This window comes from Candidatus Poribacteria bacterium (genome assembly GCA_026706025.1).
Lineage (GTDB): Bacteria > Poribacteria > WGA-4E > WGA-4E > WGA-3G > WGA-3G.
The window spans coordinates 72,305-98,636 of record JAPOZO010000034.1 but is presented as its reverse complement, the minus strand read 5'-3'; the positions used below and the strand labels follow the sequence as shown (position 1 = coordinate 98,636).

Annotated in this window: 17 protein-coding genes; 15 read left to right on the top strand and 2 right to left on the bottom strand. The window is 44.8% G+C overall.

All coding sequences use genetic code 11. The features are described 5' to 3' along the window. Positions 1 to 1,410: T9SS type A sorting domain-containing protein (locus tag OXH00_08035; protein ID MCY3740955.1), on the top strand; the 1,410-nt coding region annotated here is incomplete at its 5' end. 116 nt (positions 1,411 to 1,526) lie between these two features. Next, positions 1,527 to 2,333 carry a hypothetical protein gene (locus tag OXH00_08030; protein MCY3740954.1) on the top strand — a complete coding sequence of 269 codons (807 nt, stop codon included), beginning with the start codon at positions 1,527 to 1,529 and terminating at the stop codon, positions 2,331 to 2,333. A 6-nt stretch (positions 2,334 to 2,339) separates the two neighbouring features. On the opposite strand, the gene OXH00_08025 is transcribed toward OXH00_08030, so the two are convergent. Both OXH00_08025 and OXH00_08020 read right to left on the bottom strand, forming a co-directional pair. Beyond that, positions 2,340 to 3,917 (bottom strand): hypothetical protein, encoded by a 1,578-nt coding sequence (locus OXH00_08025; protein MCY3740953.1) that lies wholly within the window; start codon positions 3,915 to 3,917, stop codon positions 2,340 to 2,342. 9 nt (positions 3,918 to 3,926) lie between these two features. Next, positions 3,927 to 4,736 carry a sugar phosphate isomerase/epimerase gene (locus tag OXH00_08020; protein MCY3740952.1) on the bottom strand — a complete coding sequence of 270 codons (810 nt, stop codon included), beginning with the start codon at positions 4,734 to 4,736 and terminating at the stop codon, positions 3,927 to 3,929. 1,955 nt (positions 4,737 to 6,691) lie between these two features. Between OXH00_08020 and OXH00_08015 the strand changes: the two genes are divergently transcribed. The 13 genes from OXH00_08015 (at position 6,692) to OXH00_07955 (ending at position 26,122) form a co-directional block, all read left to right on the top strand. After that, positions 6,692 to 7,672 carry a sigma-54 dependent transcriptional regulator gene (locus OXH00_08015; protein MCY3740951.1) on the top strand — a complete coding sequence of 327 codons (981 nt, stop codon included), beginning with the start codon at positions 6,692 to 6,694 and terminating at the stop codon, positions 7,670 to 7,672. Between the two features lie 567 nt (positions 7,673 to 8,239). After that, positions 8,240 to 9,982, top strand: a complete 1,743-nt coding sequence (locus OXH00_08010) for a hypothetical protein (GenBank protein ID MCY3740950.1) — start codon at positions 8,240 to 8,242, stop codon at positions 9,980 to 9,982. Beyond that, a complete protein-coding gene (locus OXH00_08005; GenBank protein MCY3740949.1) occupies positions 9,979 to 11,106 on the top strand; it encodes a multiheme c-type cytochrome in 1,128 nt (375 codons plus the stop codon). Before OXH00_08010 ends, OXH00_08005 begins: the two co-directional genes overlap by 4 nt. A 1,480-nt stretch (positions 11,107 to 12,586) precedes the next feature. Further along, a complete protein-coding gene (locus tag OXH00_08000; GenBank protein MCY3740948.1) occupies positions 12,587 to 12,856 on the top strand; it encodes a hypothetical protein in 270 nt (89 codons plus the stop codon). A gap of 527 nt (positions 12,857 to 13,383) precedes the next feature. Then, positions 13,384 to 16,023 carry a hypothetical protein gene (locus OXH00_07995; protein ID MCY3740947.1) on the top strand — a complete coding sequence of 880 codons (2,640 nt, stop codon included), beginning with the start codon at positions 13,384 to 13,386 and terminating at the stop codon, positions 16,021 to 16,023. A gap of 117 nt (positions 16,024 to 16,140) precedes the next feature. Beyond that, on the top strand, positions 16,141 to 17,136 hold the full coding sequence (locus OXH00_07990) for a glycosyltransferase family 2 protein (protein ID MCY3740946.1): 996 nt from the start codon (positions 16,141 to 16,143) through the stop codon (positions 17,134 to 17,136). Further along, positions 17,133 to 18,134 (top strand): hypothetical protein, encoded by a 1,002-nt coding sequence (locus OXH00_07985; protein MCY3740945.1) that lies wholly within the window; start codon positions 17,133 to 17,135, stop codon positions 18,132 to 18,134. The genes OXH00_07990 and OXH00_07985 overlap by 4 nt, the downstream gene beginning before the upstream one ends. Beyond that, positions 18,134 to 19,906 (top strand): glycosyltransferase family 39 protein, encoded by a 1,773-nt coding sequence (locus OXH00_07980; protein MCY3740944.1) that lies wholly within the window; start codon positions 18,134 to 18,136, stop codon positions 19,904 to 19,906. Before OXH00_07985 ends, OXH00_07980 begins: the two co-directional genes overlap by 1 nt. Positions 19,907 to 20,212: 306 nt before the next feature. Further along, a complete protein-coding gene (locus tag OXH00_07975) occupies positions 20,213 to 21,727 on the top strand; it encodes an ABC transporter permease subunit (protein MCY3740943.1) in 1,515 nt (504 codons plus the stop codon). A 202-nt stretch (positions 21,728 to 21,929) separates the two neighbouring features. Further along, positions 21,930 to 23,318 carry an ABC transporter permease subunit gene (locus tag OXH00_07970; protein ID MCY3740942.1) on the top strand — a complete coding sequence of 463 codons (1,389 nt, stop codon included), beginning with the start codon at positions 21,930 to 21,932 and terminating at the stop codon, positions 23,316 to 23,318. A gap of 174 nt (positions 23,319 to 23,492) precedes the next feature. After that, positions 23,493 to 23,882: a BlaI/MecI/CopY family transcriptional regulator gene (locus OXH00_07965; GenBank protein ID MCY3740941.1), complete on the top strand. Its 390-nt coding sequence runs from the start codon at positions 23,493 to 23,495 to the stop codon at positions 23,880 to 23,882. Further along, positions 23,882 to 24,484, top strand: coding sequence for a hypothetical protein (locus OXH00_07960; GenBank protein ID MCY3740940.1), 603 nt, complete (start codon positions 23,882 to 23,884; stop codon positions 24,482 to 24,484). Before OXH00_07965 ends, OXH00_07960 begins: the two co-directional genes overlap by 1 nt. 21 nt (positions 24,485 to 24,505) lie before the next feature. Then, positions 24,506 to 26,122 (top strand): glycosyltransferase family 39 protein, encoded by a 1,617-nt coding sequence (locus OXH00_07955; protein ID MCY3740939.1) that lies wholly within the window; start codon positions 24,506 to 24,508, stop codon positions 26,120 to 26,122. The last annotated feature ends 210 nt before the right edge of the window (positions 26,123 to 26,332 follow it).

Here is a 26,332-nt window from a genome sequence, read left to right as displayed (position 1 = left end):
TGGGAGATTGTGACGGAAGCAGAACTGCAACTCGTGGGAGCAGCAACCATTACCAGCACTATAGAAGTGGTTGCAATTGAGGACGTTGAAACTTCCATCGGCGTATTCAAAGATTGTGTTAAGGTGGAGACTAATCGAAAAGCCGTCACGGCAATTACAATTGTACGTGAGCGTGAAATCCTATGGCTCGCACCCGATGTGGGCCCCGTTAAATTCTTAGATGATACAAGGGGTATTGTTTTTGACTTGGCAAGTTACAACTTAGTTGAACCGGCTGCTGAAGAGATGCCAGCTGCTGAGGATATGCAACCGACTGAGGAAACTACCGAGGAAACTACCGAGGAAGCTGCCGAAGAGGTCACCGAGGAGACTACCGAGGAAATCACTGAAGAGGTAACTGAGGAGACTACCGAGGAAACTGTCGAAGAGGGCACTGAGGTTGAAGTGCCTGCAGAACCAATGGTTGAAGAACCGATGATGCCAAAAGCATGGGGTTTCGATGTGACCCTTGAGCCCGGTTTAAACATGATTTCTATCCCATTGATGCCAGAAGAGCCTTATACCGCAAAATCATTGGCAGCAATGTTGGAGGCAACCCTTGTTATCCGATTAGATCTGACAACTCAGCAGTTTAGTGCTTATACCTCCCTTGATGAAGGGGATGGTTTTGGCATTGACGGGGGCATGGGGTATATTGTCAATACACCCGCTGGCGGTATGGTAAAGTTCACCGGTAAAGCGTGGGATAACCAACCTGAAGCCGCTGATGACGCACCCGCTGCACCTACACTTTCCACTAATAAAAACACTTGGGCGTTCGTCGTCACCAGTGACATCCGCGACATGGCGACAGACACAGGATACATCCTCGTCGCAAAAAACCTCCGTACCGGGACCATCGCTACGGAGACTGTCACAAGCGAAGCGAAACGTTCTGCTGCTGTCTGGGCAGATCTCAACCGCAAGAGTGTTGTTGAAGCTGGCGATAAACTCGAAATCGTCCTTTATGACGAACGCGGGAATACCGTCTCCGGTCCCTTCCAACGCACCGTTTCAACGGCTGACATTCGCAACGCCTTCCTCAGTCTGCAGCTCACTGTCGGCGACGTGCGACCAAAAGATACCATTTTGGCACAGAATTACCCGAACCCGTTCAACCCTGAAACGTGGATTCCGTATCAGTTAAGCAAATCGGCTGAGGTGTCAATCCATATTCACAATGTCGCGGGGCACCTAATTCGCACGCTCGATTTAGGGCTGAAACCGATAGGTTCCTACATGACACCATCAACTGCCGCGTATTGGGACGGTAAAAACTCGGTTGGCGAGCGTGTTTCAAGTGGTATCTACTTCTATACGCTCCAGACCACAGATTTTGCTGCAACCCGACGGATGGTTATCCTCAAGTAGGAGACACAACTATCAACACGATTCAATTAAACGCCTTGATGTCACCATCAAGGCGTTTTTTAGCATACGGCAGGCGTACTTCGCGACCGCGCCTCACTTAAGAAAAGGAGGATCAAGTGACTATAAATACCGTATTGCTCACGGCGATACTCTGTGCACTCGTTAGCACAGCATCTGCACAGAACTACTATCCCGCAGATATTGGGAATACTTGGGTCTTAGAAAGCACAGATAGTGCTGAACGTATCACTTACACGCTTGAGACACCCGAAGAAGAACTCAGTGGCGAACAGTTTCGCACCCTTAAAATTATAACAGAGGTGTTAGGGACAAGCGCGATTAATACAAACACATTCCTTATTGAGATCGATGCGGAAGGGATGAAACTCCATAAAGTTGTCGCAGAACTTGGTGATGTGTTCGGTGTATCGCGTCTGGAATTTTCACCACCTGCTGTCTTTTTTCCACCAACACTTCAAGTTGGGGAAGTGTGGGAGACCATCGGAGAAACGGAAGTATATCTGGTGGGTGACGTTACAGTCTCCAGTACTAATAAAGTTATTGCTATAGAAGACGTGGTTACACCGGCTGGCACGTTTGAGAACTGTCTGAAAATTCGGATAGGCACAAAAACCACCGCTGCAGTCGGATCAAGTCGTTCTACCTCTTACCAGTGGCTCGCACCCGATCTCGGACCTGTTAAATTTGAGACAAGTCAGGATATCATCTTTGAACTAACCAGCTTCGATCTGGTCACACCTGAGATGCCTTATGACGTAAATGCAGATGGGATGGTCAACATCTTGGATCTCACCTTTGTCGCTTCTCGATTTGGAGAAGCGGATCCAGAGGCTGATGTGAATGACGACGGGATCGTTAACATTCTCGACTTAGTACTCGTTGCCCAGCATTTCGGAAATTAAGGGCAGTTACAATATTCTTTTTTTACTTTCCTGTGCCGTAAGCGTTTCTTCATGCCACGTTGATATTTCGCTTGTGCTTCGGAACCGCCACGAAAATGTAAGCGATGTATCGCCACCATTATAGAATACTGCTTCCGCATTCCCTTCCTTGCTTCCTAAAATGGGGCGCACGAGAGAGAGAAGCCTCGGCGGTGGATGGTTGTTTCCGTTGTTTTGTTTGATCTCCAAAAGTTGTGTGACTTCACTCTGTACCTCACGCGTCCCCAGAAGCAAAGGACCATAGCACGCAGTGACAGCACCTTGTCCCCAATTCCGTCCGTGTCCTGCTGCAACTGAACAGACCGCGCCTCCCATATCCGCATGTTCCCGTCCACCGCGCAACACCCGCCGCGCCATACCCAAACGCCTCGCAGCACTTCGGAGGGCACGCATCGCATAGCCAGCCTCACCCGTCACCTGATACGCCAGCGTCAAAGTAGCCGTTGATGGTTCCCGAATCGGTCTCACAGAGCCATCATCTGACCATTCTCCCCAATATGCCATATCCGATCGTTTCCCGACACCGGGTTCCCGGCGACGCGTCTCTTGCGGAAAAACCAACGCCAGTAGTTCTGGTGGTTCGTCAGGCAAATCCGCTAACGCCACACGGATCGCCGCATCAAAATCGGTGTCTTCAAATGTCCAACGGTAGTAACTCAACGCCGCCGCCGCCGGATCGTTATACGGATCACCCAATGATGACACAAGCGGTTCTACAATTCGTTTTGCCGCCGTTTTAAATATCTCTTTTCCAGACAACAGATAGAGATCGCCCAACGCATAGATGGCACCAGAAGCCAACAGCACTTCAATACCAGCAAGTGGGTCCCCTACGATGTGATGCGTACTTGCCACGAGCCGCTGTAAATTCTTCGCGTTGACCGCGGTTTCATCAAGTCCCTCACCATCAAGTGTCCAGATCAACGGCATCGGATCCGGTGCCGCAATCAGCCGTTCCGCACGCTTTCTGCCATACCGCAGCGACCATGTTAAATAGCGTTCTTCATCTGTCACACGATACGCCGCAAGCGCGATGTGAATAAATCGGAAATGCTCCGCCATCTCATAAGCGTTCTTTTCGTCGTTCCTCACATCACGGCTACCGATGTTGTAACCGATAAATGTATCTCGGTCATAATCATACCACGCTGGAATCTCTGGTACCCAATTGCCGATATGTTCTGCTGCGTCCGTCAATAGATCGGTGGCTTCCGTGTCCGCTGGCATCAAACCGATATAACGAGGCAGAAACAGCAGAAACGGTTCCGGTCCGTGATGTGCCTCCGCCTTCGGTTCATAGCCGTGAAGACAATCGCGCTTTACCCAACCGATCAGTGCTGCTTTCAGCATATCGAAATGCTGCAGGACAGTCGCATCGCCAGTGATAAGATAATGCGGAAACCACGCCAGCGCATAGTTCGCTTCATCTTCGCCACCATCATTCGGACCCGGTGGATCCAGTAGCATACTCTGTTTCAGCCAACGTCCCATCTCACTTCTAAGCGTCGTATACTCGGTGTAGCATTCGTGGATAGTGTTGTCCATCAATTTCTCCTACAGTAGCGACTTCACAAATTCGATGCTCTGTTCCGCAATCGTCTTCGGATCCGGTTTGAAATCGAAGACCTCTGTTGAGACATAACCCTTATAATCAATCTCTTTCAATGCCTCAATAATCGGTGGATAGTCCACACCGCCAGAACCGGGGAGGTAGCCGTTGTCGTCATTGGAATGAAAATGTGCGACGTGCGGCGCGTGTTTACGGATCTGCGTCGGCATATCTATCCCCTCTTTCGCTGTACTACACACATCCAGAATCATCTCGAAATTTGGGTGATTGACAGCCTTCACCATCTCAACGGCTGTATCAGGGTGCGTGATGAAGTTCGTCTGATCGCTTGACAACGGTTCCATACACAGCATAACGCCTCTTTCACCTGCCAGTGCAGCACTTTCAGAGAAAGTCGCCCGTGCGTACTCCCACGCCTCATCGAAACTAAGTGGGTCCATCACATTCCGTTGTTGCGGTGAACCGATGACCATCACCTCTCCGCCTAAATCCGCGCATAGATTTACCAGTGCCAGGAAATAATCGCGTGTCTCCTCGCGAATCTCGGCATCTGGATGATTAACGTACAACCCCGGCGGCGAAACCAGCAGCCAGTGCAGCCCCGCAATCTCTATCTTCGCATCTGCCGCCGCCTTACGGATACGTGTCCGTTCAGTCTGGCTGATGTCTAACACTGAATCTGCTAAGGTAAACGGGGCAATCTCGACTGCCTCGTATCCGAGTTCAGCGGCATAAGTGAATACATCCTCGATTTTCCAATCTTCAAACATCTCGTTGCATATTGCAATTTTCATCCTCTGTCCTACCTCTGTTTTTTCATCTATTGTAAAGCGTTCACGCTTTTTTGTCAATTTTTTCTCTCCGTGGACCTGATATAGGCACTTTTCGATACCTCAGAGACCATGCACCCTTTCCGCAGTTTTGACAGTTTTTTGTAGCATAGGCTGTTAGCCTGTGGCATATTCCCAAGTTTTGACAGTTTTTTGTAGCATAGGCTGTTAGCCTGTGGCATATTACCAGTTACCGTTATTTTTTGGTAAGTTCTGTGGCAGATGAAACACCAAAGAAAACCCTTTCAACCTTTCAGAACGCAACTGAAATGCGACATGAATTGCCCAAACTACTGTAATTATAGAAAGGCATTCTATCCTCTGTTATCTTAACGGGACTTACGCACTTCACTGGTAGGGGCGGTTTCTAACCGCACCATAAGTGTCAATTTTAGAAACAACAACCGTTTCAGACCCAGGACCGATAGGTTCGGTTTTGCGGTGTACTCACCCCGGGGAATGCCCATAAGGCATTCATACCGTTGATTCATGCGATCTGCATTCCCAACCGAACCGGATACGACGCGGAAACCTTGAAGACTTCAAAACCCTCTTCAGTCCTGTAGGGTTTATTTGCTTAGGGTATTTGCTTGGGGAGTTTTTGCTGGGGTATTTCTGCGTATTGCTTGGGGTATTTGATAGGGGTATTTCTGCGTATTTCTTCGCGGTTCCTAACTCCGTCTGATCTTAGACGCAAACCTTGTATGCCGTGATATTCTCTTTAGCCCCGTAGGGGCGGCATCTGTGTAGAACGCGCCAACACCATAGACCCAAGCCCCGTAGGGGGTATTTGATAGGGTGTTTCTGCGGCATCTGTGGAACGCCAAAATGCTGAGAAAACCCCTAAATTGACACCTATGGTGCGGTTAGGAAACCGCACCATAAGCGTCAATTTAAGGAGAAAAACCGCCTCGGACCCAGGTCCGGTAGGTTCGGAATGTAATACAAGGAATGGATTTAGTCTATTCCCAGACTAAATCCCCTAACCGAACCGGATACTACGCGGAAACCTTGAAGATCTCAAAGCCCTCTTCAGTCCCGTAGGGACGCAATGTTTATAGAAACGCGTTTCCCTCGTTTCCTCAGCCCTGTAAGGGCGGCATGTTTATATCATTTATGCTAAAATGCCATCAAAAAATCACTAAATTGACACCTATGGTGCGGTTAGGAAACCGCACCTACCGGGTCTGGAGTAAATTACCCATTTTATTTCTTAAACTCATTAGGAGTGCTATGTATCTTGTGTAGGGGAGTTTTTGCTGGGGTGTTTCTTCTATGTTGCCCACCCGCTGAAAATTGTCCAAAGCTTAGTTTAATCAGACATTATAACGATTTAAGAACATATTGTGCGAATTAACGCTTAGGATATATTTCACGTTGTTTTGTTGTCTTTTAGCGGTGTCATTTGCGAGTTGTCTTCATTTTTGCCATTTTAATTAAGTAAAAATGTGTTTGTCGGATGACCAAAAACCAGTGGACAAGAACACACAATTTACCAATTATCATGTCTAATGTCTATTTTATGCAACCTTTCATTCTAACATACGCGTTATAGTAATGTGAAGGCTCTATTTTTGTTTTGCATTACATGAAATACAATAAAACTTGCTCAAACTTAGTACAAGATGATAGATTTTTGACTTTTAAATAAATCCCGCTTATCAAGATGACTTTAAGAGGAAATGCGTAAGTCCTATAATATCAAATCTGAAAAATAAATTCGCATTTAAGAGATTTTGGAATTCATAGCAAGGCGAATGTCTGAGGCGCAATAAGGCAGGGCGCATTTAGGCGGGTACGTCTCAAAATTGTGCGACTACTAACCGGTTTTTTATTAACCAGAAGCCGTTACTCAGAAATGGTATGAGTTACCGCGACATGTCAAAAGGTGTTCATATCCAGCAGATGAAAAGGAGATTATGGCATTACGAACCAAACTTGAGACGAACCATTCTTTTGGTGAAATCATCGGCAAAACCGAAAAAATGCAGCACCTATTCACCCAAATTCAAACGGCGGCAGCAGGGGATATTACCGTCCTGATTCAAGGCGAAACCGGGACCGGCAAAGAATTGGTCGCAAAATCAATACACGATAACAACCCGCGAAAATCGGGACCTTTCGTTGCCATCAATTGTGCTGCAATACCAGCCGAATTGATTGAGAGCGAGTTATTTGGCCATGAACGCGGTGCTTTCACCGGAGCCACCAAGCGGCGGATCGGGAAGTTTGAACAAGCAAACACCGGCACACTTTTTCTCGATGAAATTGGGGATATGCCACTGGCTTTACAAGCGAAGTTGCTGCGTGTGTTAGAAGAACGGGAGTTTCAGAGGATTGGTGGCACAAAGACCATCGCCATTGACATCCGTGTACTAACAGCCACGCATCAGAATTTAACGGATACCGCCAAAAAGAGCGACTTCCGCTTTGACTTGTACCATCGACTTGCAGCGTTCCAAATCATGGTTCCGCCGCTAAGAGAACGGCGCGAAGATATTCCTATCTTGGCATATCATTTCCTGAAAAAATCTGCCGCAGCCGCCGAAAAACCCGTTCGTGCCATTTCTGCTAATGCCTTACAGATGTTGATGCAGCATGATTTCCCCGGTAACGTGCGCGAACTGAAAAACGCCATTGAAAGTGCCGTTTTGTTTGAGACAACAGACCAGCTGCAACCACAAAGCCTCCCTTCGCATCTCACACAAGAGGACTCACAAACCGCTACAGGCAGCCCGACGGATACTCCTGTTATTCTTCCGCTTGACGAAGTTGAACGCAGAGCCATTGTCCGCGCTCTCAAAGTGACGGACAATAATATTACCGATGCAGCACGGGCGTTAGGCATCGGTAGAACCACACTTTATCGGAAATTGAAGCAATATAACCTGCTACCCTAAAAATTGTGTTCCAATATGAAACAGCGTTTCATATTGGAACACAACACGCTGTAACCCGCTTTATCAAAGGCTCCGCAACCTATACCGCTTCCAAACTTGTTTCATTTTGAAACACTCGACGAAAAACGACTTTAAGCAATCCGATCACATCGCGTCCAGTCTGGATCCCGCGTATCGCCTTGACGGACAAAGTTATAACAGGGCTGGATATCACGATTTCACCGATTGGCACGATTTTTGCTTAAGTTAGTGTAAGCCAAATCCCTTGATGTTAGTTGTCTCTTACACGAAGTATCGCGGGTTTTTGGTGTTGCATCGCAGACTGACGCGACAAGTGCAGTCGCCCGCGATGCGACTCTTTTGTTAGGCGGGAGTCCGAGTGCTATAGTATCTTAAAGGGAGAGACTCTTGTCGTCGCCAGTGGCAGACTTCAAAGCAAGAAGTATCCACCGATGAGAAAATACCTCCGAAGATGGTTACCCATCGTTCTACTTTTATTGATGGCGACGCTCAGTAGTTATGTAAACCCTCAAAATAGAAAGTGAGACATTTGGAATGAGGCGACTGATGCGTAAACCTATCATTTTTTGTGCGATTGTAATCTTGGTAAATCTTGTTATTCATATATATGTAAGGTATCAACTAAAGTCTACATCGGTTAATCTAACCTACAAAATATTTGACATAAACACAAAGGAAGGTAGCCTTTCGGTCCAACTTGATATTGAAGGAGTTGATACCAACAAACTTATCCTTGATGCCGGACTTCCAGCGGAATTTCAGGCACTGGAAATAGATTCTGTCCTTGACGCTGTAGGCGAGCCGATGAGATACTCATATTCTGTGGAGAAAATAGAAAAAGACGAAGATGTGAGTTATTCGGCATCCAAGTTAGTCATTTCCCCGAAAAGGAAGCAAAGATTCGTACAAATCGTCTATCAAGTCCGCGTTGGAGGAGAAAACCTACCCCCAAACCCGGCGGTTAAAAATGCGCAAATGATTCCAGGTTCCATTTCTGAGAACTTTGGTTTGTTCTATGGCAGGAATGTCTTTCTTCTCCCGAGAACGCAAATTAAGCAGGTAAAGGTTCAGATTAAACCGCCTGAAAAGTGGAATATTATTTCAACGCTTCAGGAATCAGAAAAGGTTGGAGAGTTTCATCTCGTCTCTGAACGTTCCAAACAAGCGATATTCGGTGCTGTCATTGGGCTGGGTCAATTTACCGAATATACCAAGCAGATAGATCAAAGTGTTGTTAAGATATACGTAAACGAAGGTTATTCTCCACATGAATCAGAGATTGCTAATACTGCATTTTCAATCTTTCAATCTATAATTGACCTATTTGGTCCGACACTGAAAGAGTATACATTCATATTCACACCAGCAAGGCAGGAAGGTGATAATGTATGGACGGCATCAAACAACATGGGGTTGGGTGCCACATTGTCAATACCTCCAACGGAAACGCAGTGGTTTGATATCACCAAAAGCGTCTTCTATAAATGGAGCAGATATGCCTCGGATTCCCCCGCTTACGATCAGCAAGATAAATGGTTTATTGAGGGGGCTGCTATCTATAGTTCTATCCAAATTCTATCAAAGCAGGGCCTCCTCAACAAAGACAGGTGGATGCTTACCTTTTATAGTGATTATTACGGTTTGTACCCCAATGAGCAACTTCCGGGTAAGGATTTCTATAGGAGTAAACCGAAATCCAATGTGGATCTGATGAACCCTCCTGAATTATATAAGTCTACCTATTGGACAACGGATAGTAATTCTATGAGAGAGGTGAAAGCAAAATCAGTCGTGTTTACGGCTCACTTAGACAAGTGGATCCGTGAACAGAGTCAAGGGAAGTACAATCTCAATGATATTATCAAACACAGATATAAGGCCCAAGCCAAAAGTCAGTCGTTAATCGATGCTATTCAGCAGGTGGCAAATTTAGATGCGTCGGAGTGTTTTGCGTATGCTGATGGTGAAGCGGGACCGATCCCATATAAGGATATCCAGGCATTAGGAAAATTAGAGAAGAAGCCACAACACGCCAAAAAAGATATAGATGTTACTGAATTGGGACATACACTAAAACCGACGAAAGTAGATACCCCTGCCCATTGGAAAAAAGAAAGGACGCTAACCTTTCTCATATCGTCAAACACACACGCTTATCTTGAAACATGCGGTTGTCTCGCTAGTCAATCAGGAGGTGTTTCCAGAATGCTACAGTCGTTAGACAGGAACGCCAAAAAGATCCCGACCTTGTGTTGTTTAGTGCGGGTAATGCTTTTCCAGACCGAGTGATCAAAGAACAGATTGACCAACTTGAATTGGAGGCTTTCTTAGAGAGCTTTGAAATGATGGGGCATGAATTTGCGGCTGTAACCGAATTAGAACTGCTTTATGGATATCCGGCTCTCAAAGAACAGTCAGAAACATTATCCTTTCCTTTTATATCCGCAAACATATATGATGGGGATCATCCCATCTTTAAACCGTACCTCTTAAAGAAGATGGGCAACTACAAGGTAGGATTTCTTGGGGTTTCTCAGGAGGTATACTTAAGAAGTTTTACGCCCTTGTATCAATCCAAAACGGCACAACTTTCTATCAAAAATCCAATTGAAGCTATTGATAAATATCTACCCAGGCTCAGAGAAGCGTGTGACTTAGTCGTATTGGTTGGACAGTTAGATGTGGCGACGATCACTGAGATTTTAGATCACACAGATCAGATTGATCTTATCATTCTCCCCCTTGATATCTCAAGGTGGTCGGTAAACTCATCTGGCGAAGTCTACATTGGTAGAGCGGCAAGCGGCTTTTCAGGAAACACGTTAATATGGGTATGCACCGGACAAACTTATGCCTTAGATAAGTTAGAATTGAACATGAATGCAGCAGGAAAAATTCAGGATTTTAAACATTCCGACCTTAAACTGTCAGAGTCAGTCGAGGACGCCCTTGATATCAGAACCTATCTCAATGAGTTCTACAGCAAGATTGCCGAAAATGATGAAGTTGGGTTCGATAAACCCATTCTCTCTTGGGAACGAACTACCGCAGAATTTGTCGGCGTGGAAATGTGCAAATCATGCCATTTAGACGAGTACAATCAATGGTCCCAGACAAAACACGCTTTTGCGTATGATACCCTCTTACGAAAACATCGCCAATTTAGTCCAAAGTGTGTCATGTGCCATGTTACAGGAGGCGGGTATGACTCAGGGTACACTTTTGGATCGCCTGACAGAAGCCTTGTTAATGTGCAATGTGAGATGTGCCACGGTCCAGGCTCTGCTCATATTAAAGCTCCCTCAAAAGTTAATATGTTGAGGCGTCCATCTAAGAAATTATGTATGACTTGTCACGATAAAGAACATTCAGACTTTGATATGAAAAAATACTACCCTAAAGTGAGACATTAATTCCTCAACCCCTTCTATCCGTACACCAGAATGCTATTCCTCACGGATAGGGTGTCATACATCCTTATTTCGACGGAATTCTATCAGGTGAAGGCATATAGAAGTTCAGGGCTTACGGGAAGTTGTGAGCCAAACCGCTAAAGAGGTTTGCTGCAGGAGATCCTGTGAAATCATTGCAGTTTGTGCTACGCTCCAAAACCTTGGTGTTGATAGGTATTTTACGTAGGTCCTGAAGTTAAGAAGATTCCAAAGAGAAAGGAGGTGAAAAAGAATGTCTAAGAGAACAGTCATTTTTGCTCTTCTCTTTATCGCTGGTATATCGTTGCTAAACGTCGCTGTGTTGATAGAAGCATCGAACCAGGAGGATGCACTCTTTGTAGATCCTTTCGAGCAACAACCAGTTCCAGCATCGATACATTATAACAAGAGGTGCAATAAGCAGTCTAATAGTTGCTCTATTGACAATACCAAGTATGATTGTGTACAACGACCTCTCAACTGTTATGATCAGCGAAATAACGACAAATAAACGGCACACCGTTATACGAAAACTCTGTGAGGTATTTTCGTCCGTATGGTATGACTAACTCCTCGCTGTGTGCCAGGTAGCATTGAGGTGTATCAGTCCCTCTGAGACACCTCATGCTACCTCTTCACGGGATATCTACGACGCATTGTTCGAGTGGGCTAGCGAATATCTTTCAACACGGATCAGCAAAGTTGACAGGTCCCTCGGCCTAGCAGACAAAGATTATTTCAACTATAGGAACCTCTTGCATGGGCAAATCATCCAACGATTAAGCGGAGCAACCGTCTACACCTTTGGTGTTAACCCCATGTGAAGGCATATAGAAGTTCAGGGCTTACGGGAAGTTGTGAGCCAAACCGCTAAAGAAGTTTTCTGCGGGACATCGTATGAAATCCTTCCGGCTTGCGCTTTCAACTGAGCACCCGGTTGATGGCGAAACCAACGATATACGCCAAAATCCTGATATTCAGAGACATTTACGTAGGTCCTGAAGTTAAGAAGATTCCAAAGAGAAAGGAGGTGAAAAAGAATGTCTAAGAGAACAGTCATTTTTGCTCTTCTCTTTATCGCTGGTATATCGTTGCTAAACGTCGCTGTGTTGATAGAAGCATCGAACCAGGAGGATGCACTCTTTGTAGATCCTTTCGAGCAACAACCAGTTCCAGCATCGATACATTATAACAAGAGGTGCAATAAGCAGTCTAATAGTTGCTCTATTGACAATACCAAGTATGATTGTGTACAACGACCTCTCAACTGTTATGATCAGCGAAATAACGACAAATAAACGGCACACCGTTATACGAAAACTCTGTGAGGTATTTTCGTCCGTATGGTATGACTAACTCCTCGCTGTGTGCCAGGTAGCATGAGGTGCATCAGTCCCTCTGAGACACCTCGTGTCATCTCTTTACCGATAACCTTACAACCCATTAACCAAGGAAGTGAAAAATGTCTAAGAGAAAAATCGTCTTTGCTCTTCTTTTGTTTGCCAGTATATCGTTGCTAAATATCGTTGTGTTAATAGAGGCATCGTATCAGGAGAATCAACTCGTTGTAGATCCACTCGAGCAACAACCACTCCAGTACCTATCTACGGTGATTGTTTATAACAAGGTGTGTAATTCCTCAAGTATGCAGTGCGATATTGCTCAGGTTGACGATAACTGCTACCTATACCGTTATAACTGTAAAAATGAGCCTGAGCCTGAAGATCCTTAAATGGCACCATTATACGGAAATCCTGTGAGGCGTTTTCGTCCGTATGGTATGACTAACTCCTCGCTGTGTGCCAGGTGGCATGAGGCGCATCAGTCCCTCTGAGGCACCTCGTGTCATCTCTTTACCGATAACCTTACAACCTATTATCAAGAAGGTGCGGACCGCGAAAGATCAGCCAGAGGTCTATCATGAATAGATTAAATAAAAAAGCGACGAATTTTCGGTTAGAACTTTGCGAGGCAAAACCTACATGCTATTAGTGATGGTGCAACCTCTCAGCAAGTACGGAAGTTTTAAATGAACATCAACCTAGCCCCTAACTTGTTCTGCGTAACCCGCATCCGGGGATGAGCAAAGCTTATAAGATTACTTATAAGATTAAAAGAATACTATTTTTTATGTTGATTGATAAAGTGACGCATTGGTAATACAACTTTAGAGGTTCGGGTCTTATAAGCAGTCAGCCCTTCATTGGGTTGATTGAAACCTGCCTATTAGCCTAAAGTTTCAGGAGGTATATGTTGGGTATGAATTGGATGATGAATCACATAAAATGGCGGCACATCGCGACTATAGGTATCTTAACTTTGAGCATTGTCGCTGCCGTTTTTGTTCGTGTTAAAGAAGCAGACCAACTTCAGGATAAATACCTGAGCGGTTATGACTCCTATTTCTATTATAGACAGGCAAAGACAATCATCACTGAGGGACGGCTCCCGGATCGGGATTATATGCAAAATTATCCCGACGGACTCAACTTACGGGGCAGGGCAAACCTAAACTGCTATGCGATTGCTTATCTTTACAAAGGCATCCGGATCTTCGCGCCCGACATCTCAATTGAAAGCGTCGCCATATATTATCCCGTCATCCTATTCATATTAATCCTTATAATATTTTTCGGTCTAACAAATCTTCTGTTTGGTAAACCTATATCGCTTATTGCGGTAACAATTCTTGCGACAATACCCGCTGCTCTTGCCCGAACACATGCAGGCTGGGCAGACAGAGATCCGCTATCCCTACTTGCATGGCTGGCGTGCCTCTATTTTTTTGTCGCTGCCTATCAAGCCCTCTCCCAAGAAAGACAGCGATACTTACCATTGGCACTGCTATCGGGCATTAGTATGGGAGCCTTGGGGTTGACCTGGCCAGGGGTAGGACTCCTATCGATTATCATTGTTGTCTTTAATACAGCCAAATTACTTACACGATCCTACGATCAGAAGAAGTTCTATCTCTATTTATGTTGGTATATCCCTTCCATTTTAATGATGCTTCTTTTCACTGAAAGATACACTTCTAACCCGCATCAGGCGTACACACTTGCCGAGATGGCTCTACCGACCCTTTTCGCCATCGTTGTCCCAACCCTTTTTACCATCGTTGCTGGCTTGGGCATTTTGGTAAGGCACGTTAAAGCCCAATGGATGAGAAGCGCATTATGGGGGATACTGGTTACGAGCTTGATTATCTTCTTGTTTGTATTAGTTCCGCCCCAACAGTTAATTGACACCTTCCTCGATCCCGCAGGAACAGAATCATTCACGGCAACCGTTAGCGAATTTAACGAACCTTCATTATCTCACTGGTTTAACCAATATAGACTCTTTTTCATTTTTCCCTTGTTAGGTCTCTTGTTAGTAACATACTCCCTCACTGAAACCTATCGCATGCATGCAAAAGTGGTAACAGGAATCCTTACCACTGCCCTTGCTGCAATGATTCTTAGCACGCATCCGAATATGCAACACAGATTAATGGAAATTATATATCTCGGATCTGTCATTTTATGTATTGGCGCGATTGGGGTTTCGTATCTTCGGAATTCGTACAAAAGACAAGATCCTATCAATCTCTATACAGATCTACTCTTATTTCTCTTAATTTGGGCATTATTCACGCTACTCTATAATCGTGGTGCCCTACGATTCGTGCTTTTTCTTGTGCCTCCGGCGGTAATTCTTGGTGCTTATGCAATTATGTTTATACTTAAACGTGCTGCTCGTTATAACGATAGCAGAGTAGCGAATCTTGCGATGCTAATGTGTTTCCTGGTTCTTGTCTGGCAGTTGAGAACCCCGTGCCTCGCGTTTCTCATTAACATCGGTCTCGACGGGGTTATGTCGTCTCTTATATGTGCGAATTTAATGATACTTAGTGTGATTATGCTCCTGCTCCGAGGAAATCAAGAATTTTCAACGGAAAAGAAAAGTTCTGTCAAAACAAAAGCCGCATGCCTGATACTCAGCATAGCGATATGTATTATTACCGGTGGAGTTCCGCACCTTCTCCCCAATTGGATTTCTCAGAATGTAACAGGAAACATACCAGCATCCCATGAAATTAAGGCTTTCAATTGGTTAAAGACCCACACCCCTATTGAATCAGTTGTGGCTGCTTGGTGGGACTACGGTAGCCGTATTGAGGCACTCGGAGAACGAGCAACAATAGTAGATCAACAACACAACTTGCCTCGGATTCATTCCATGACACGTGAAGTTTTTTGTGCAGAAACACCTGAAGAGGCTCTAAAATTCTTAAAATCTCACAAGGCAACACACCTTATGATTCCGGCTGAAGATGTGTTTAAGAATTTAAAAGGCATAGTTGCCACAGGTTTTCCTGAAGACACGGCACTTAACATATTAACAGAATCATTCAGAATTGATGAACAAGCAAGCAATGCTTCGGATGCGTCTCAAGAAAAACCGACTCAGCAGATATCGCCTCAATCTTCTGAACATTCCAATTCTTCAGAGGGCACAAAAGAACGTTATTTGCCCTGTTCTAAGAAGAACGCAAGTACCAAACACGCCGATGTTGAATACAAAGCAGATGGAAGTTTCCACAAAGCATCTATACGCATTGACGATATGAACACATCACCCATGTATGTTATCTTTGATAAGAAAAAAACAGAAAAAAATATTGAGGGCTCAGGAAGTTTAGTTATTACAAATGTGGATGTCCATCGCCCCCATCGAACTCTTGAATACAAGCATGCAATGTACTTCAATGAGGAAGCCTGCAACCTATTGATTTTCCAATTGTATTTTTTAGGTAGTCACACAGACCACTTTGAGCAGGTCTATCCAACACAAGAAATGGAGACAGAAGATTCTTCGCCTTTTGATGATATAAAAATTTGGAAGATTAATTACTAATCGATAGTTAACCTCACTATTTTTCTAAGTTCCGCCAAAGCACGGAACCGAAAGAAGTAAGTGCCAATTGGCAATTCGCGTCTGGATCCACCAGATCTGGAAAAAGGAGCTCTAACCATGCCCTTTCTTTCCATCGTCGTTCCAGTTTACAATGAAGAGGAGAATATCGTCCCTCTGTTTGAGAAGATTCAGGCAGTTTGTGAGACACTCGAAGGGGCTTATGAAGTCTTGTTCGTTGATGATGGCAGCCGAGACAGCACCTTTACTGTGCTATCTAAACTGAGTCGAACCTTCCCACAGGTAGTAGTCATCCGATTCCAAAAGAATGCCGGACAAACCGCCGCCATGGCAGCAGGTTTTGAATTCGCAAAAGGGCAGCGGATTATCAGTATGGACGGGGATTTGCAAAACGATCCAGCCGATATCCCGAAACTGCTTGAAAAATTGGACGAAGGCTATGATTTGGTATGTGGTTGGCGAAAAGAACGACAGGATAAATTTTTGACGCGACGTGTCCCCTCCATCGTTGCCAACTGGATCATCGGTAAGGTAACAGGTGTCCCTATCCATGACAACGGATGCTCACTCAAAGCGTACCGAGCATCCATTATCAAACAGGTACCGCTTTATGGAGAGATGCACCGATTTATCCCAGCAATGTCTACAGTAGCAGGAGCGCGTATTGCCGAAATTGTTGTCACACATCACCCACGACGTTTTGGAAAAAGTAAGTACGGGCTCGGCAGAATCTGGCGCGTGATGTTGGATATTATCGCCTTCAAGTTGATTATCTCTGTCTTTCAGCAAAATTCGAACCCGATAAAGCCGTTTCTACCCAAATCGGGTAAACTCGTCCGTTTCTTTATATCCCGATGCAAGCGACGTCCACTCCGGGGGTTTGGACCGCTTGGCACAATAGGAGTCGCACTCGGTAGTATTCTCCTCATCGGGTTACCAAAAACCAGCACTGTCGCAGGGACGAGCACCTTTCTCATTACCAGCGGAATTCTCACATTTTGCTTTGGGATGTTTGGTGAACTCGTCTCGTTTGCCAATGCTAAACAGGTAAAAGATTATACCGTCAAAACATTTTTGAACACTAAGAAACAATGAAAACTTTCCGTCAATCTTTTGGTATTCTGATTGCAGGTGCACTCCTTTTTTTTCTCATCAAGCCCTTCATTCAGGCTCACAAACAGCTGGAAGATATCACACTTCAGATACAGTGGCGATGGCTCGTGACTTCCTTTGGATTCATTCTTCTTTACCGAAGCTTCTATGTCTGGCCGTTCACAATGCTCCTTCGCTGCATTACCCCTGGAGGACATGTCTGGTTTCGCAACGCCTTTGCGCTCTTCCACCTCGCCAACATCACGCGATATCTCCCTGGTCGGATCTGGGGAGTTGTGAGACTGCTTTCGTTAAGTCATCGGTTCGGATTGAGTAAAACCGCTGTCGGAGGGAGTCTCACCTTGCACGTTGGTATCGAGACAGCTCTTGGTGGATTTATTGCTATGTCTCTGCTATCTTCAAAGCAAATGCGGGATACCGCGTTGAGTGTTCTTGAAAAAATATCGGGACACACGTTGCTTTTCACACTCGCTGTCGTTGGTGCTATAGCCGGTATGCTATTTCTAATTCCAAAGGTGTCAGTTCACGCGAGGCAAGCTCTGAAAACGCTCCGAGAAATAGGACAACCGTTCTGTCAAAAATCGTTTTGGTGCTCCGCCGCCTGCTTGCGCGGGGATGGGGGCGTAGGTATCCTCGCCAGCCACATTCTGCTGTGGAGTTGTCAAGGATTCGCTTTTTATCTATTTGTTCGAAGCCTTGCCCCGGTGGCATGGGCAGATGCTGGTATTCTCACCGCCTGCTACGCCTTCGCATGGATTGTCGGCTTCTTAAGTTTCCTGACCCCCGGCGGTTTAGGCATCCGCGAAGGGCTGTTAGGGTTATTATTATCAAGTTATATGCCTGTTCCACAAGCAACGCTCGTCGCGCTGCTTTGTCGTATATGGATGCTCTCTGCCGAACTCATCTTAGCAAGTATTGCCTTTTTCCTTAACATGACAGAAACATCTGCAGCTATACAACAGACTGAGCAGGAGATTTGATGTCAATGATAAATCAATTCACAACACTCTCGCCCAAATTCCGGATTTTTTATGGAATTGTGCTTGTTCTAATTGGATGCTCGTTATTGATACGCGGTTATCTTCTGGCAAATAAGTGGCTGGGTCCTGATGAAACACAACACCTACATGCAACTTGGGCAGTGACGCAAGGACAGTTACCATATCGCGATTTCTGGGAAAACCACACCCCGCTCCTTTATTACTGTCTATCCCCTCTGATTTTGCTATTAGATGAAGGGGTACAAATTATATTTATCGCTCGCGGCATAATGTTTCTATTAGTTTTGGCGATACTTTACGCGACTTATAAGATCGCTAAAACATGCTATGGAACTCAAGTGGCCATTCTGGGCGTATTGCTTCTCACTTATATGGTAACTTTTACCACAATGACGATTGAAACAAGACCAGATATCCCGATTACACTCTTGGAATTAATAAGTCTTTATCTATTTATCAAGGCTTTTCAGTCTAACGTTGAAATGGATGCTGAGGTTGGCGTTAAAGAAAACTCAAAGGTACTTGCACAGAAATTTCGGCAGTCTCCATTCATTATTTCTGGATTCTGTCTCGGGATTGCTTTTTTATTTTCCCCCAAAGCACTCTTCCCGTTTACTGCCTTATCGATCGCCTTTTTTATATTCCGTTGTCTCCATCGGAAAATCCGAATCGTCCTACAACATACAAAACCTTGGTTTTTCTTTTGTGCTGCGTTCTGCTCACCCATCTTACTGTGCCTTGTCTTTTTCGCGATTCACGGGGCGCACACGGATTTTATTGAATGGATTTTCATCCATAATTTTACATACCCAGACAGATTTTCTCCTATACAGGGAATGCTAAGGAGTGAAAACATAGGCGGATGGGTAATGATTATCGGGGGTATATTTATCACGGTTCGTGATTTTATGCGCCAGGGCGCAATCTCTATCACGCAAGGCACCCCTCTCGTTTCATGCCTTGTAATGGCTTTTATCTATATTTTTCTAATGCCCGCTCCATACCCACAAACGCAGCTACTCTTTTTACCACTAGCTGCCATGTACGGTGGGCTTTTTCTGAAATGGATTGCTGAAAAAGCACTTTCGCCTTGGAACAATCCGTCAAGTACAGCTAGACCCCAAGTTATTTATAAATTTCTGTATATCGGTGCACTAACTGCTTGTTTTTTTATCGGTATTTTTATGCCTTTCCATTCACTTCTGTCCAAAGCAAAGCCTTTTTATAAAAGCAACGAAAGACAATTAAAGGTGATGGAATATGTACTCAAGGTAACCTCACCAAATGATGTTGTATTTGACGGAACCGGTTTATATGTTTTCAGACCGCATGCTTATTTTTATTGTAACTTAGTCAAGGGGGTCCGGATGCTCATTAAAAATGAAACCATTCCGAATGACATTCCTAAAAATTTAATAGAGAAGCAGTGTAAGATCGTTATCTATGACTACCGAATCCGAGATTTACCTGATGATATCCGGGAATTTTTAAGGGAAAATTACGTCAAAATCATGGACGGAGTTTATGTCGCAGGAAAACACCTAACCGAAGAGGATCTATTCCATCAACCAATTCGTTTTCGCACATTTGTGCCAGGAATATACACTGTTAAAACAGAAGCAGAGAACGTTGACGTTTTCATAGATGGAAAACCGAGTCGTGAGGATACTTTTCTCAATCCAGGGAATCATACTTTAACTTTTGAAGGTAATTTAGACGAGGTTACTCTGACATTGTTGCTCCCAAAATAGCACAATCCAAGCATCTTTGCTTGAGCGGATTACCTAAATAGTGATAGGGTGGTTTCAGGAAATAGCGTGCTTTGATGTCTAAAATGCCAAAACCGGGATGTTCCGAGTCCGCCTCCGGTCATCGCCAGCACTGCGAACACGATTTCGCAAAACTGCCGGAGCGTCGTCGCTGATAAATGTAGACTGAAAACAGTCAATAATGATACAATTTCTGACATGGGTAAGCATCCTTTTAAGTTTGGTTTGTTTACCTATAACTTTAGGATATTTACCCCATTTAGTCAATCACTTTTGGCAGAGGTATTGATGTTACTAACACTCATTCGGCGAGAGCTCCTCGACAATCTCATGACGTTCCGATTTGCGGCAGCTGTCGTGATTATGTTGTTGCTCGTGGTCGCCAATACCGTTGTGCTCATCAAGGATTATGAACAGCGGTTGGTGGATTATAACACCGCCATCAAAACCCACCAGCAGGAACTCCTGCAGGAGAGCAAAACCTATTCATATGCAATGCTTGGACCGTGGGGGATGCACGTTGACCGGCCACCGAACCCGTTGAGCATTTTCAACACCGGTTTAGATAAGCGATTGGGGAACAAAATTACGATTTCCCATGCTTTTACGCCGACAATTTGGGATGCCGACAAGTACGCGGCGGACAATCCATTTTTCAATATCCTCACTTCAATTGATATTGTTCTTATTTTTCAAGGGATTCTTAGCCTACTGGCACTTATTTTTGCCTACGATGCTATCGCTGGAGAATATGAACATGGCACCCTACGCTTGGTACTATCCAACCCCGTGGGACGTGGGGTCATCCTGCTCGCCAAATATATCGGGGCAATGGTCTGCTTGCTCGTGCCGTTGTTGATGAGTCTGCTCCTGATGCTCATTTTGCTGACGACTTCCGCCATGCTTTCCCTGAACACCGATGATCTTCTGCGTGTCGGTGGGATTGTTCTGACGTCCCTCGTTTATCTATCGCTCTTCTACCTCATCGGCATGCTCATTTCTGTGATCACACGCCGAACCAGTACTGCGCTCATCCTCTCGATTTTCCTCTGGGGGTTCTTAGTGCTCGTCTACCCAAATATAATTCTCACCGCAGTTGATACTGCCCCGCGCACGGACATGGAATCCGCCGCTTACGATCAGGTGAAACGGATCTGGGAGGAACTTGAGAGAGAGTGGGGGCAGTTTCTCCGCAACGACCCTATCCTATCAGCAGAAGAAGATTGGGGAAAGCACATTTATGGTGAAAAGAAAGACGAGCCATCACGTTTAGTGTTTTACTACCTCAGACATGCTTCAGGCCATTTTGAAACGATTGACACGAAATTTGAACCATACGTGCCGCACGTCCAGAAGTATTTCGGCTTCCTTGGACCGCTAACCGTCAATACAGCGGAACGAGCATGGCTCATCCGAAAGCCAGCCTTCGGGACGATCTACGTCCAACCCGCGAACAGAGGACGAATGCTGTTAAAGTTCTCACCTGCGGGTTTGTATGATGCCGCAACCGAAGCCTGGGCAGGCACCGACCTCAATGGTATCCAAGATTTTTTCACAGCGGCACAAAACTACCGACAAGCAATCATCAATTACTTTCATGATGAGAAAATATTTGCGTCCCGGCAGTGGTTTTCTTCCGATCAGGGTGCCGTCGACTGGGACACACTCCCGCAGTTCTCTTTTCAGAGAAGCGATATAGGCATCAATGCGAAACGAGCAGTGCCGGATCTGTTCCTGCTCCTCACGATGAATGTTCTTCTCTTTTTAGCAATATTTCTTGTTTTTGTCAAAAGTGAAGTGTAGGATGGTTGTCAGTACGCTCACCGTGTTTGCTTTCAGTTATCAGTTAATCCTTATGGTAGGTTACGTGAGTTCTGAATGCCACAACCCTTAACTGAAAACTGCAAGGATTATGCAGTAATCCGTACTGATAACTAACAACTATTAAAACTGAAAACTGCAAGGATTATGCAGTAATCCGTACTGATAACTGAGTACCAATAGAATGATTTGGCATATCGCAAAACGTGAACTCTACAATAACTTGAATGGCCTCCGATTTGCGATGACGACCTTGTTGTTGCTGGCACTGATGGTAACCAACGCCGTTAGACATATCCGAGAACATCCCAAACGGGTCCAGAAGTATCACGACGCTGTCACTGAATCCATGAACCGATTAACGTCTCGCGCCGACGACAGTCTCTATACACTGGCACACGAGGGCCCCGGAACGCTTTACAAAAAACCGTCACCGCTCCATTTCTGCGCAGCGGGTGGAGAAGCCTTTTTACCCGATAGGGTTGACAGCCCCCATGGTACAGACAGCTTCTGGAGACTGGAATATCCAGATGTTAACTTAAATATGAAGAATGTTGGTCCCGACGTTTCCCAAATTGATTGGACCTTTATCATCGGTTATATCTTGAGTCTCATCGCGCTCTTATTTACGTTTGATGCGATCTCCAGCGAACGCGAGCACGGCACGCTCCGATTGATGCTGGCAAATGCAATCCCACGACATACGGTGCTGATCGGTAAGTTTCTGGGGGCGTTGATCAGTATGACCATCCCCTTTATGCTCGCTATGTTAGTGAACCTCCTAATGATTTCTTCCGCAAGTGAGGTTCACCTGAATACTGAAGCGTGGGGACGTTTAGGTATTATCCTCTTTGTCGCGCTTTTGTACACGTGTCTGTTTCTGGCGTTAGGGCTGTTAGTCTCGGCGCGTGTGCAACGGAGTGCCGTGAGTCTTGTGATACTTCTGTTGACGTGGGTCACTGTTGTCGTTTTTATGCCCAGCACGCTCGCCTCACTTGCGAGCGGCTTTTCATCATCTATGTCCAACCATGAATATTCTGACCGATACGGCCAAAGTTATCACAAACTTCGGAGAACTTGGCGATACGCTTGGTACGAGTCAAATGACGAAAGAATGCTAAGGATAAGGGGGGAGTGGCACACCAAAATAGCAGTAAGCGGCGAACGCTTGGCTGGGGAGTACTTAACCTTTAAGATTGCCCAAGTTCAACGTGCGCGTGCGATCACCAGCGTCTCACCCGCGGCACTCCTCCAGTATCTGCTTGAGTCGTTCGCTGGAACAGGGCTGGATCGGTACCAGCAATTTACTGGGAATGTTCAGCGTTACGCCCATGAATACCGAGAATTCGTTGTCGATATGGAGAGAGGCGACCCAGAGAGTCGCCATATCATGGGGGTTCGCGAGGGGATGTCCCAGAAACCCGTCAATCCAGAGGCGGTACCAAGATTTGAAGATACGCGCAACATCGGTAAAGATTTCAACACCGCTGCGACAAAGTTGCTGCTGTTGACGCTGTTCGTCGTGGTTTTGCTGGCGGGGGCTTATCTCGCGTTTGTGCGTGTTGAGATCTAAGACAAGCGTATCTTCCTGATCACGCAAACTATCCACCACCGACTAACAGCTGACAACTGATGAAAATCGACTGCTGACCACTGATGGCTGAAAACCTCTAAATTTTTAGTATATCACTTGATTATCGCTTTCATAAATGCTGAGATGTTAACACATTGCTAAAAGAGGTGACAAATGGAAAATTACCGTACCGTTAAACTGAGCCGTCGGGAACGGCAAATCATGGATATCGTCTATCAACACAGTCGCGCTTCTGTTTCTGATGTGCTCAAAGATTTACCGGATCCACCAACTTACTCTACCGTTCGGGCACTGTTAGGGATCTTGGAGAAGAAGGGTTATCTCACCCACGAAAAAGATGGCAGACGTTATATCTACTGCCCGACGCAGCTACGTCAGCAGGCAGGACGTTCCGCACTCAAACAGGTTTTCCAGACGTTTTTTGATAAATCTGTTGAGAAAACGCTCATGACATTAATTTCTGATGCAGACCTCTCAGATGAGGAACTCGACCATTTAAGCCAACGCATTGCGCAAGCGAAAAAGGGAGATACCTCATCATAATGCAATTCATTGAAACACTCTATGTAGATCCGCTGCTGAACTTCCTCGTCAATACGACGATGAAAAGTTTCGTGATTTTCGCTGTTGCAGGTGTATTCGCGTTCTGCCTCCGCCGCAAATCAGCGGCGGTGTGCGGCTCTGTTTGGGGTATGGCAATTATAGGATGCCTCATCGTCTCACTGTTTTTTCTTCTGATTCCGAAGTGGAAGGTTAATGTTTTACCACAAGCACCAATCCGCCCCGAGATGCCGCAATTAGTAAAAAACGCTCAACCCCTTACTATCCCTACTTCAGTGGTCCCGAACCAACCCCCGTCAACGGTGGTATCATCAACAGAAGTTCCACCAATACCATCACAACCCATAGTCAACAAACCCCATCTCTTTCCTACAATGCCTTGGACGGATTGGATAACAATAGTTTGGGGCGGTGTTGGCTTATTGATCTTCGTCCGTCTGGTTGTTGGTATCGGGGCTGTCTGGCACATCTCTATCCATGGCAACGACTTCAGTCGTGCTATTGAACAGGTGGGATCTAATTGGAATTGCCAAGCCAGTGTCCGTCTTAGCAACAGATCTATAATATGCCAGAAACAGAAGTGAACTATTCACGGAGTACTTCGCATGAAAATAAAAGATAACAACAAAACAAAGATATCGTTTGTGCTTGGCTTTTGCCTAATTATGGGGTTGATTCTGAGATTATGGGCAATTAATTTTGGTTTACCTTTCTTTAGTCATATAGATGAGGAACATTACCTACCGCGGGCATTGAGAATTTTACGCTCGCAGGATTTAAACCCCCACTATTTCCGTAATCCTCCCTTACTCACCTATCTGTATAGCATAGTTCTTTTCTTATATTTTGTTTTCGGGAAACTAATTGGCTGGTTTACCTCAATGAGGGATTTTGTGGAATTATATTTTTCAAACATGACGAGTTTTTTTGTGATTGCCCGAACTCTAAATGCGCTGTTTGGTGTCGGTATCTGTTTAGTGGTTTATAAAGTAGGGAAAAAGTTGTTTGATAAAATAACAGGCTTAATTGCGAGTATATTAGTGTGTTCGAGTTTTCTTATGGTCCGGGATTCTCATTACGCTGTTAATGATATTCCGGGAACCTTTTTTCTCATTCTGTCATTCAGCTACATAGTAAGTATTTATACACAAGGTCGATTAAAAGATTATATCCTAAGCGGGTTGTTCGCTGGTATGGCAGTCGCGACAAAATATAACATGGGAATCATTATTTTTCCTTTAGTGCTAAGTCATTTTTTTGCAAATAGAGGAATAGTTTTTAATAGAAACTTTATATGCGCAGGGCTGAGTTGTCTGATTGGATTTTTCCTCTTTTGCCCCTGGATTTTGTTGGATTATAGAACATTCTGGGAACAATTTGCCGAACAATTTATGTTCTCAAAGCGTCCCTGGCCGGGTGCTTCTTCTACACCTTCATATATTCAATATTTTTTCACATTGCTATGGGGATATGGTCTACTCCCTTTTTGTTTCTTCATAATAGGTTCTATATTTTTATCGAGGGAAAAAGAGAAACAGAAGCTCTTACTGATTTTGTGCTGCCCTCTGTTCTACTATTTACCGTTGGGGGCAATGAAACTATTTTTTGTCCGGTTTGTAATACCGTTAATTCCTTACCTATCCATTCTTTCCGCTTATGGAATTATTTCTCTGGCAGGCCGTATTTCCTATAAGCATCGACGGGTAGCACTTGTTCTTTTAATATTAGTTTCCATATCTCAAGGCGTTATTTTTAGTTGCAAACATAATTACTTAATATCGAAAACAAATACGCGTATTATCGCTCGCAACTGGATAAACAACAACCTCCCCCATGGGAGTAAAATAGTTACAGAAGGGTACGGTCCTAGCCTGAGGGTATATTATGACAAAGGTCGCTTTATGCAAAATATTAATAACTATCAAGTTGAGGAAGTAGGGAAAAAGCTATCCAAGTCCAGTTTGAATGAATACAAACAGCAGGATATCAATTATATTATTACCAGCAGTTATATAAGTAGGAGATACCTTGATCGCCCGGATGAATATCCGAGAGAGAATGAATTTTATATCACGCTCGAAAAAGAAGCCAATCAGATCTTCAAGATTTCTCCTTCCCAAGGAAAGGTCCCTTTTTATTTGGATGAAGTTTACTCACCTTTTTGGAATATCTTTGTGTTAGACAAGCCGGGACCAACAATAACAATATTTCAAATACACTGATATAGGACAATACCATCGCCAAAAGTGATTGACTAAATGGGGTAAATATCCTAAAGTTTTCGGAAACTGCCTTTCAGCGAAGTGATGACCCTCCTCATTGCTTTCCATCAAAAACCGCACGTGGCATCACACAGCCATTGTCCAGCAAAATATTTACATCCCGAAATTTCCTTGACACTCAACCTGATGTCCATATAATAGCCATACAAC